Annotated in this window: 8 protein-coding genes; 3 read left to right on the top strand and 5 right to left on the bottom strand. The window is 51.2% G+C overall.

From position 1 onward, the window contains the following. Window positions 1-1,133 precede the first annotated feature (1,133 nt). The gene (locus tag M2447_RS13075) at window positions 1,134-2,183 is read left to right on the top strand and encodes a hypothetical protein (protein ID WP_152032813.1); all 1,050 of its coding nucleotides are present in this window, start codon (window positions 1,134-1,136) and stop codon (window positions 2,181-2,183) included. 142 nt (window positions 2,184-2,325) lie between these two features. On the opposite strand, the gene M2447_RS13070 is transcribed toward M2447_RS13075, so the two are convergent. After that, window positions 2,326-2,676, bottom strand: a complete 351-nt coding sequence (locus M2447_RS13070) for a hypothetical protein (protein WP_108825469.1) — start codon at window positions 2,674-2,676, stop codon at window positions 2,326-2,328. Window positions 2,677-3,311: 635 nt separating this feature from the next. Here M2447_RS13070 and mobF point away from each other — a divergent pair. Both mobF and M2447_RS13060 read left to right on the top strand, forming a co-directional pair. Beyond that, window positions 3,312-6,215, top strand: a complete 2,904-nt coding sequence (mobF, locus tag M2447_RS13065; protein WP_277558967.1) for a MobF family relaxase — start codon at window positions 3,312-3,314, stop codon at window positions 6,213-6,215. Then, on the top strand, window positions 6,212-6,664 hold the full coding sequence (locus M2447_RS13060) for a hypothetical protein (protein ID WP_277558966.1): 453 nt from the start codon (window positions 6,212-6,214) through the stop codon (window positions 6,662-6,664). The genes mobF and M2447_RS13060 overlap by 4 nt, the downstream gene beginning before the upstream one ends. Here M2447_RS13060 and M2447_RS13055 read toward each other — a convergent pair. The 4 genes from M2447_RS13055 to M2447_RS13040 are packed head-to-tail and all read right to left on the bottom strand — an operon-like array spanning window position 6,658 to window position 9,408. Further along, on the bottom strand, window positions 6,658-7,488 hold the full coding sequence (locus M2447_RS13055) for a TIGR02391 family protein (protein WP_277558965.1): 831 nt from the start codon (window positions 7,486-7,488) through the stop codon (window positions 6,658-6,660). The two genes, M2447_RS13060 and M2447_RS13055, sit on opposite strands and share 7 nt — an antisense overlap. 35 nt (window positions 7,489-7,523) lie before the next feature. Then, window positions 7,524-8,729, bottom strand: a complete 1,206-nt coding sequence (locus tag M2447_RS13050) for an ATP-binding protein (protein WP_277558964.1) — start codon at window positions 8,727-8,729, stop codon at window positions 7,524-7,526. 20 nt (window positions 8,730-8,749) lie between these two features. Then, window positions 8,750-9,142, bottom strand: a complete 393-nt coding sequence (locus tag M2447_RS13045; protein ID WP_277558963.1) for a hypothetical protein — start codon at window positions 9,140-9,142, stop codon at window positions 8,750-8,752. Continuing rightward, window positions 9,139-9,408, bottom strand: coding sequence for a helix-turn-helix domain-containing protein (locus M2447_RS13040; RefSeq protein WP_277558962.1), 270 nt, complete (start codon window positions 9,406-9,408; stop codon window positions 9,139-9,141). The genes M2447_RS13045 and M2447_RS13040 overlap by 4 nt, the downstream gene beginning before the upstream one ends. Window positions 9,409-9,565: the final 157 nt, after the last annotated feature.

Below are 9,565 nucleotides of genomic sequence, written 5' to 3'. Positions count from 1 at the left end.
CGATCAGCCAGGTTTACATCGACTACGAATATGCGAAGGCTCAGTTCTACGAACGCCCCTGGTCCCTAAACCTCGGCTACCGCAGACTCTGGTAAGTGGTAGCACGGGCTTCCACCCCGTGTTGTTTGATCGGACAGGACGCGCTCACTGAAAACGCCACGACATGCGAATCGTTTCGGCTCACCGGGACGGTTCGCCACACCTCAAAATGCGACTGCGTAACCCGAACTTTATCCAATCACAGATTCCACAATTTAAGTTTTTGATCTTTCGCCAGCATAAACTGGCGGAGAGAGGGGGATTCGAACCCTATTCCGTGCTTTCGATTAAGTCGTTGAGATTAGCGGACTTGTTGATTATTAATGTTTTACGACAAGAATACAGTAGCAGAAAAGAGCAATCAAGGGAAGCAAAAAGAAGCGTTTTTGACAACCTTGTGGCAACCTAGTGCCCATTCCAGCATAGCTTTCACCTTGTATGTATTCAGTTATTGAATACATATTCTCTTTCTAAACTGCCTGATTTTTACGATTTTGCACGTCTTAAATCAAGATTCGGGACAGTTGCACGTCACACTCGGTTCTTTTTGCGGAATTGAGGGAGGCAATGCGATTTCATCGCAAATTGCGATTGGGCACGATGGCGGTTTTGGCAGTTGCCTGCGATGTGATGTCCGATGGCGTTTGCTTCTTTGTGGAATCGGTGCGGGCGTCGGCCTTATTCGGGCAGTCCAGCGTTTCTGCGCGTTTTCTCAGGTCACGGGCAAAGCGGGCAACGCACTGTGGCGCGACGATGTTAAACCTTCGCACACCATTGCCGGACGGAACACCGGCCAGCCGCCAGCGAGCGGCGCAATGAAACTTCCTTGTGTTTTTTCGGCTGTGCCCCGATAGGCGCAGAAAAACACGGCTGTCAAGGTGGAGGCGAGGAACGAGCACTACCTTGAACAGCCGTGGCATAATGGCGCGCGGGGCACGGCGATGTGCGTTCGTTTGAGTTTCATTCAGATAGGACTTGTAGGCGTTGAATCAAGAGGGTTGCTTGCGTGAAATCTGCTAGGAGTTTAAACTGTGATGCAACTTCAACAATCAAGTTTTCTTGAACAATGACTTTACGAAGTAATGCTTCATTCATTGAAACGTAGCGACCATATTCCCAGCGAACTCTTGCGTATCTTAGGCGATAGCGCCTATTCGCATGATACGTCACTTGTTGATGGGCCTGCCTGTGGGAATTTTTTGAGCAAAATCGAAGGGGTATTGAGTGAGCAGAAGGCGAACCCTATTCGTATTCACGGGCAGCGGGTTCAGTCTATGTTTGCATATGTCGCTGCCGCCTTGGGCAAGTGTAAGTTAATTCTGGAAGAAGACGCGGGTATGTTTTTTAGCGAATGCGAGGGCATTAATAGACCTGACTTCCGGATAGTCACATCTGAAGGGACGGAATTCTTAGTGGAGGTAAAAAATCATTATGAGAAGAATCCGCCTCAGCCGTTTCGAATTAAGCAAGCATACTTGGAATCGTTGACTCGTTATGCTGCCATAATGGGCATTCCTTTAAAGTTCGCGATTTATTGGTCTCGTTGGAATACTTGGACTTTAATTGATTCATCTGTGCTCAAGTGCCCCGAAAGCAAGGACTTTCGGCTGACATTCCCGGTTGCGATGAAAAATAATGAAATGAGTGCAATAGGAGACTCGCTGATAGGCACGGTTTCGCCACTTTCATTGCGTTTGTATGCCGATACTTCGAAAGCTCGCGATATCGGTCATTCCGGAGAAACTAATTTTACGATTGAACGCATATCGCTCCATGCAGGCTTGGAAGAAATTTTGGATGCCGAGGAAAAACAAATAGCTTGGTTCCTAATGCACTATGGCGAATGGAATAAATTCACTAAGACTGCAAAAATCAGCGATGGCAAATTGGACTTTTGCGAAATAGCAATCGCGCCAGAGACACCGTCAGAAAATCAAGGTTTTGATACCATTGGCTATCTCAGTGGAATGGTTTCAAATCGGTATAAAAATGCTACGTCAGATAATGGGCAAATTACCTCTTTCACGCCTAAAGTGGATGCGAGTAAATTAGGCGTGCGTATTCCCGAAAACTATCAAGGGAATGTGCTTCATTTGTGGCGGTTTCATATCACCCCCACATCAGAGGATGATGGACAAAATTGATACAGATTTTTCGTAAAATACGCTCGCGATAAATGGGGCGCATTACACAAGGTGAGAAGTTCCGCTCCGTAAGGATGCCCAAATAAAAACGCGACGGTGGCGGTGCCGTCGCGCTTCATGTTTGGAGCGTGCTTTTGCCGCATCAAAGCCATTGGTGCTTGAGTTGGTAGCCATCGCTGAAGAGTGCGTGACCGAGATTGTAAACCGACGAAAATCCGACATCGGTTCCACACCCGCCGATGCGAACGGCGTCGTATCTACGATCATACGGGTATCGGAGTGCTTTGGCCGTGCTCCATGTGATTCGGAAGGGTTGGTTTCCTTTCACAAGGTAGAGGTCGATAAGGCGGCTCATCCCCGATTTGCTGACGTGCCGAAGTATCGTGTAAACGGTGTCTCCAGGTTTGATCTGTTCCTTTAGATATTCGAGGGCTTCCTCGTGTTCGGATTTCTTAGCGGAAGCGTTAGTTTTTTGAGCGGTGTCGCTGGTCATTTTATGAAGCGAAGTCGCGCAACGAAAGTCTCCGGCGTCGTGCCGGGGCATCCTCTGTTGCCCGATTTCCCCGCCCAGCGGCACACCAAGTCAAAGACCGCTTGGCGCGCGTGCGCCGAGCGGTCGTGGTGGAGATGCGACGAAGGAGCATACGACCTTGACGGTGTGCGATAATGGAAAATCAGGGCAGAGCTATTTTCCTTTGCATTGGCTTGTAAGCGGCATGGTTGCCCCTATTTTTCGAGACAGGTGCGCCGTTCATCAGCGCCGCCAAAAACGCCATTGCGGAACAGGGCGGCGGGAGGCGGCGCGAAACAGATGCACAACGCAACGAACTCTCGGAAAGCCAACGCGGGCCTCCCGCCGCCCTGTTCCGCTTGGGCGTTTGGCTCGCGCAATAATTACTCCGCGTTTGCACGATGGCGCGTCGCGAAACAAGGGACGCAGGAGCGCGGCGCGCTTTCGTGCCGGTTGGATAAAAGTGCTGCGACTTATTTCCCACATCCGTCCGCGCACGGCAAAATCAGGGCAAATGCGATACCCTTCCAGCCCCTATTTTAATTCGCAATGCGCCGGTATGGTGCGGGAATGAAAGCCCTAAAAAAGACATTGCGCCCTTGCGCAAGGGGAGAGGCGTGCCGCTCACAAAAAACGCATGTGCGTTTCGAGTGCGCGAGGCGTGTTCCGATTATTTTCGCGCCGGTCGCGGAGGAGGTGGCGTCGTGCTGACCGCGAAACCGCAGTTGAATCTCGCCAACGCGGAGGGGTATTTCCGCGAGCATCTGGCTGTCGGCGATTACTACATGGACGGTCATATGGTGCGCGGCGAGTGGCGCGGTGTCGCCGCGTCGATGCTCGGTCTGGACGGCGTTGTCACCGAGGAAAAGTTTCTCGCGATGTGCGGCGGTTTGCATCCCGACACCGGGCAGCGGCTGACCATGCGGCATAACACGACGCGCGTCGATGGCGCGCACACGGTGTCGAACCGGCGCGTATTTTATGACTTCACGATCAGCCCGCCGAAGTCGGTTTCGGTGGTCGCGTTGTATCAGGATGCCCGCATTATCGAAATCCACGACCGCGCTGCCCGCGTGATGATGGACGAACTCGAAAAGTTCGCCGAGACGCGCGTGCGGAAATCCGGCGCGAACGGCGAGCGCGTGACCGGCGGGATCGCCGCCGCGCTGTTCCGCCATGACACGAGCCGCGAGCTCGACCCCCATTTGCATACGCACTGCGTGGTGTTCAACGCGACCTACGATTTTGCCGAGGACAAGTGGAAGGCGCTTCACGCGACTGGCATGTATCGCGCGCAAAAGTTTGCGGAAAATCTCTACTATCACGAACTGGCGAAAGGCCTCCGACAACTCGGCTATGAAATCGTCAACACGCCGACCGGGTTTGAAATTCAGCGTGTGCCGCAAAGCGTGGTTGCCCGCTTTTCCAAGCGGCACCAACAAATCGACGAGGAGACGAAAAAGCGCATCGCCGAGGAAGGTCTGCGCGGCAACGAAAAGGCGCTGCGCGCGCAGGTCGCCCAGGACAAACGCCGTCGGAAAACAAAAAGCGCGAGCGCCGAGAGACTGCGTCCTCGCTGGGCCTCGGAAATGCCCCCGTCCGAACACAGCGCGCTGGCAAAAATCGAACCGTCGAAGCTGCCTCCGCCGCCGCCGGAAACGCTCGTGGAAAAATGCGGGCTGCCCCAATTAGTTGAATGGGCGGATGCGCACCTGTTTGAACGGCGCTCGGTCGTCGGTGACTACGAGTTGATGTCGTCGGTTTTGGAGCGCGGGCGCGGTGAAAATTTTGCGCTGGCGGACTTGGAAAAAACCGTGGCGGAACGCGGATACATCCGCGATGCGCAGTCGCGCAAGCTGACCTCGCGGGATGCGCTTTCTTGCGAATTGTCCATTGTGCTTGCCGCTCAAAACGGGGTGCGAAATCACGCCGCGTTCAATGCGGCGCATCAACCCGCGCCGTCACTTTCGGCGGAGCAACGCGCGGCGGTTTCGCGCATTTTGCGCAGCCGAGATTTCGTCACAGTCTTTCAGGGCGGCGCGGGCACGGGAAAGAGTTTTGCGCTGCGAGAAGTCGTGCGGGGATTGGAAGCGGCGCGGCATTCGGTTATCGTGATAGCGCCGCAACATCAGCAAGCGGCAGATTTGCGGCGCGACGGGATGGCCTCTGCGGACACACTCGCGCGGTTGCTCGCGATCGGGGCGAACGCCCGTTTGCCGCGCGGCGTGATCGTGATTGTCGATGAGGCGGGGCAAGTCGGCGGACGCGATATGCGCGGGTTGATTGAGCGAGTGCAGGCTTGCGGCGGGCGGTTGATTTTGTCGGGTGACACTCGTCAGCAAGGCGCGGTCGCGGCATCCGATGCGTTGCGTGCGATTGAGGAGCATACGAGTTTGCAAACGGTGCGTCTGGGCGCGATTCGCCGCCAAGACCCGCGAACCGTGCAGTCGAGGGAAGAAAAGGCGTTTGTCCGAAAATACCGCGCGGCGGTGAAAGCGGCGGCGGAAGGTCGTCTGGTGGATTCGTTCGACAAACTGGACGCGCTCGGCTGCGTGCGCGAACTCGACGTCGAAGATCGCATGGCGGAACTGGCGCGCGAGTATTGCGATGCGCTTGCCCGCAAGGAAAAGGTGCTCGCCGTTGCCCAAACTTGGGATGAAGTGCGCGCGGCCAACGACGCGATTCGTTCCCGCTTGCGGGAAACCGGGAAGCTGGGTGAAGGCGTGCCGGTCACGTCCTGGCAATCGACTGATTTGAGCGAGGCGCAAAAGTGCGACGCACGGTATTACACGCCGGATGCGCGAGTTTTCTTCGTGCGCGATTACGGGCGATTCAAGCGTGGTGATTGTTACGAGGTCACCGGTGCCGACGAGCGCGGCGTGTCCTTGGGAAAAGACGGAAGAACCACGACAGTAAGTTACCGATATGCCGACAGATTTGTGGTCGTGAAGACGTTGCAACAAGAGTTGGCGCGTGGGGATCGGCTGCTGATGAAATTTAATGGAGACTCAATCGAAGGAAAGGCGGTTAGGAACGGCGAACTGGTGACGATATGTCGTGTGTTAAAAGACAAAAGCATCCGTGTTCGAGACGACGAGGGAACGATAAAAACACTCGCACCGACGCAGCGAATGTTCGTGCCGGGATACGCGGTGACTTCGTATGCCTCACAAGGCAAAACCGTCGATACCGTGCTCGTTTCGCACGACGCCGAGCAAACGCCGATAAATCGGCACCAATGGTATGTCGGCATCTCGCGGGCACGCAAAAAAGTCATTGTGTTCACCGGCGACAAGGAAGCGTTGCGCCTTAACATCGAGCGCGAATCCGACCGCGAGCTGGCGCTTTCGATCAAGCCGGACGAGGCGGCGGTCGAGCGTATGCGCGAAAGACTCATGGAGGAGCATCAACACCGATTATCACTGCAAGCGCGGCAACACCTGCATGAGTCAGTCAGACAGTGGGTGCCGCCTCCGCAACAACAACAAAACCATACAACAAACAGGGGAATACGACCATGAGCCTTCGAGAAGAAATCGAACGTCGCCGTATGGCGCATGTAACCGACAACAACGCAGCTAATAAACCAAACGGTAATTCCGTTGCAAACGGTGTCTCTGACACGCCCTCAATCACCACCCCGGCCTCAACGCCAATGGCATCTCCATCAGTGTTTCTGCGAGTCATGAAATTGGACAAACAATGCTGGGTTCTTCCGTGGGCTTGTTTTCAAGGAGTCAGCTACGAACCAGCCTGCAAGTCCGATGACGATACTGATAAATGCGAGCGTCTACACCTCGTCTTCATGCGCTACGAAGTCACGGTGATCGGTCATAATCTTGCCGGTGTCGTCGATGCGATTGCGGAAACCAATCTGTGCGAACTCCACGAGGTTGCAGACAAATATTTACCTGCGATCAACCCAACTCATGGGGCTATAATAGAAAAAATTGAAGCCAATCGTCAGTAACAACAGCCTTCTGGGGTATATCTATAAACAACGTCTAATTTTCTATGAACCAATGACATTGCAGTAAGCATATCAAGAGCATCGCTCTCTGTCATATTCCAGAGGATTTTTGGCGCATGTGCAATTGGATTCCTGAACATCCCAAACATGCCTGTTAGTAGATTAACAAATCCTTTTTGTTCACCTTGGTAGGACACATTTGTCAGTGGATTAATTGCAAAGCGCGGGGTGTTATTTGAACCTAAAGCAAACATTTCTCGCACTAGCTCGGCACCGTCGTATCCGAAGCCAGAAATATTGCGCATACGCTCGGCAATGCCTTTCATTGATTCAAAAACTGCGTGAAAATAACTGTCTCTTAATATCTCCTCCTCACAGTATTTCAATATTTCAGGATGAACGGTTCGTCTTTCCAGTTCCCGCTTTAGTTTGTTTGCACGAGCAAGTGCATCATCAAGTGATTTAGCTTGGAGCGCTCTTGAAACCTTTCCTTGTTCATTTATAGTAAGAGATGAAAAAGCAAGTATCGGAATCAATTGTCCACGATACCAATGAAATGTTTCTGGGTTTGTGGTGTATGAAACTGGAGCAATTGTTTTATTTATGAAAGCTATAACGTGGTTTCCTCTTTTGGTAAGGTTTTGTTGAACAGCGAGGGCGTTAAATATGCGTCTCCACTTTGTCATCATAGGGGAAACATCATTAATGCCGCATTGCGACAGTATCCGCCCGATTTCAGTTCCAGTAAGTCCCCTTTCAGAGTGTCCGAGCACTTTTGCTATGCCTTCAACAATCTCTTCTTTAAATGGTGGTTCGTCGGGCATTGGAGGCTTGTTGGGGTTTTGCACGGTAATTTTTCTCAACGTCTCTCATACCAGTCTCCATCTTTATTGTAATTGATAGATTCCTCCCAGCCGCAGGCATTCCATACTTGATTAAATAGAGGTCTGAGAATTTTCCCTGTCTTCTCCGATGGCGATTCTACAAGAATTTCTTCTGTCATGAGATGGTCTCGGTCTATGGAGCGACGTTCCATTCGAGAAAACATGATCCCTGTATACATTTCATATTCCCTGACATTTAGCAAACTGATGCTAACTGCATAAGGCGGTGGCAAATTGAGTGTGGCCAAAACCCTGAAATACCCAGGTAATGCTCCAACAATGTAACGTTCCCACGCAATACTTGGTATGATTCTGTCAAGAATCACTTCAGAATCTTTTTTAGTTGTGGAATTTAGAAGCTGGCTCTCAACGGCTTCGATAAAACCATTGCGGAAGATTTGAACTGAACTATGATACCCTTTGTTTCCCCAATGAGTCGCCAAGAGCGGGCCATCAAAGTTGAAGAACGTGCTATACCCCCCACTGCCAATTGGTGCGACATTGGCTGAATTAATTGCTCGTTGCAATTCGCGGGTGCTAAATCGCGAATCTGGACGAGCACCAACGACTGGCAGAATATGAAGAACTATTAGGTGAGAACTGGAAAACGAGACAGGTGTTTGTCCGGAAACCAACCGATTGATACGGTCGATGCGAAAATTTTTTAGCCGATCGGCCAACACTTCATTGGCTAGAAATGCAGAGCGTAATTCATGCACATCAAGGTCATACTTGCCATTTGCATTTCGCCCGCAAAACCGAATTACACCTTGGTGCTTAACCATGTGAGGTGCAGCAAAACTGCGGGGCACACGAATGACCAGCGTATGATTTTTGTTAGCCAGAAAAACGACATGGTATTGAATCCCCGAAATTCGCGGCTGAACGGAATCTCTCAATAGATTTTCCACGCGTGCAATAATCGCGTCGGAATCAAAATTGCGTAGCCCAGCCAAGCCAGAAGCAATACCATTATCGGCGCTTATGCCAAAAACTATATCTCCACCGTCTGTGTTGGCGAGCGCCGTAATATCACTTAAAAGTTCTCGTTTTTGTTCATCCTTTTCTATAGTGATTGCAGCTTTGTATTCGAGGACTCTACTTTCGGGAATTTTATCGGTTATAAGTCTGTCGAGTTGATTTTCTGTAACGCCATCAAGGGCAAGATGCTGGAGTGACATGGTTATTACATGAAAGCAGCTCAATCACGCACGGCAAGATACATGAAAAAACCAATAATACCCATCGCAATGGCGGCCTGTAATTGTTCGCTTCTTGGTTTTCCCTGAATTATATCAGAAGCTGTGTGTTCGCAGTTGCGACTTATTAGGCAGTATTCTTTAGGGTGAGCGAGGATCTGACGCATTTTTGCAAGAACCGAGTGCGGGTTCGCGCCAGTAGATTTTACTGTCACAGGCTTTCCTTCAGCGAACGCTTCCACGGTGGTGATGTGTTCACCTTTGCTTGGCAAATTATGGACTACATGTCCATTTCCGTCGGAAACGCCGACATGGTTGATAATTCCAAGTCCCTTGGGACGCAGGAGGATGTCGCCAATTCGCGGCTTTATGCTAGTGTGCGGGATTATATTCATTTTTTACTTGTTAGATGCTTGAGGAGGAGTGCGAGGGCGATAATGACGCCAGCTCCAACCAGCACGCCCTTCAGTTCGCTCTGAACCGTTTTGTCTTTAGCTGCCGTGCCAAATTCTTGAAGGAGTGCATGTTGGTATGCAGACGGAGCACTCTCGCCACGCTCCCATTTGCTTATTGTTATTGGATGAACGCCAATGAGTTGAGCCAATTCGACTTGGTTGATTCCAAGTTTTTTGCGAAGTGAAGCGATGTCATGTGCATTCATTAAACAAGTTAAATACTAAGTTATAACTTAGTGTAAAGCGTATTTTTCAACTTTCTCGTTTTTGTTCTCAAAAATCGCGGAAACGTCCAAGCCAAAGATAATGGAAACTGGCATGATGGTGGCACAGATGCGCTCTGACTCCATAAGAGCGCGCCAT

Source organism: Ereboglobus sp. PH5-10 (assembly GCF_029504735.1).
Classification (GTDB): domain Bacteria; phylum Verrucomicrobiota; class Verrucomicrobiia; order Opitutales; family Opitutaceae; genus Ereboglobus.
The sequence above is the reverse complement of the archived record's forward strand: the minus strand, read 5'-3'. Positions and strand labels throughout refer to the sequence as shown.

Bases quoted from the DNA above. Each gene is read 5' to 3' on its own strand.
- M2447_RS13070 (WP_108825469.1), bottom strand. From the start codon at position 2,676: ATGACCAGCGACACCGCTCAAAAAACTAACGCTTCCGCTAAGAAATCC.
- M2447_RS13060 (WP_277558966.1), top strand. From the start codon at position 6,212: ATGAGCCTTCGAGAAGAAATCGAACGTCGCCGTATGGCGCATGTAACC.
- M2447_RS13055 (WP_277558965.1), bottom strand. From the start codon at position 7,488: ATGCCCGACGAACCACCATTTAAAGAAGAGATTGTTGAAGGCATAGCA.
- M2447_RS13050 (WP_277558964.1), bottom strand. From the start codon at position 8,729: ATGTCACTCCAGCATCTTGCCCTTGATGGCGTTACAGAAAATCAACTC.
- M2447_RS13045 (WP_277558963.1), bottom strand. From the start codon at position 9,142: ATGAATATAATCCCGCACACTAGCATAAAGCCGCGAATTGGCGACATC.
- M2447_RS13040 (WP_277558962.1), bottom strand. From the start codon at position 9,408: ATGAATGCACATGACATCGCTTCACTTCGCAAAAAACTTGGAATCAAC.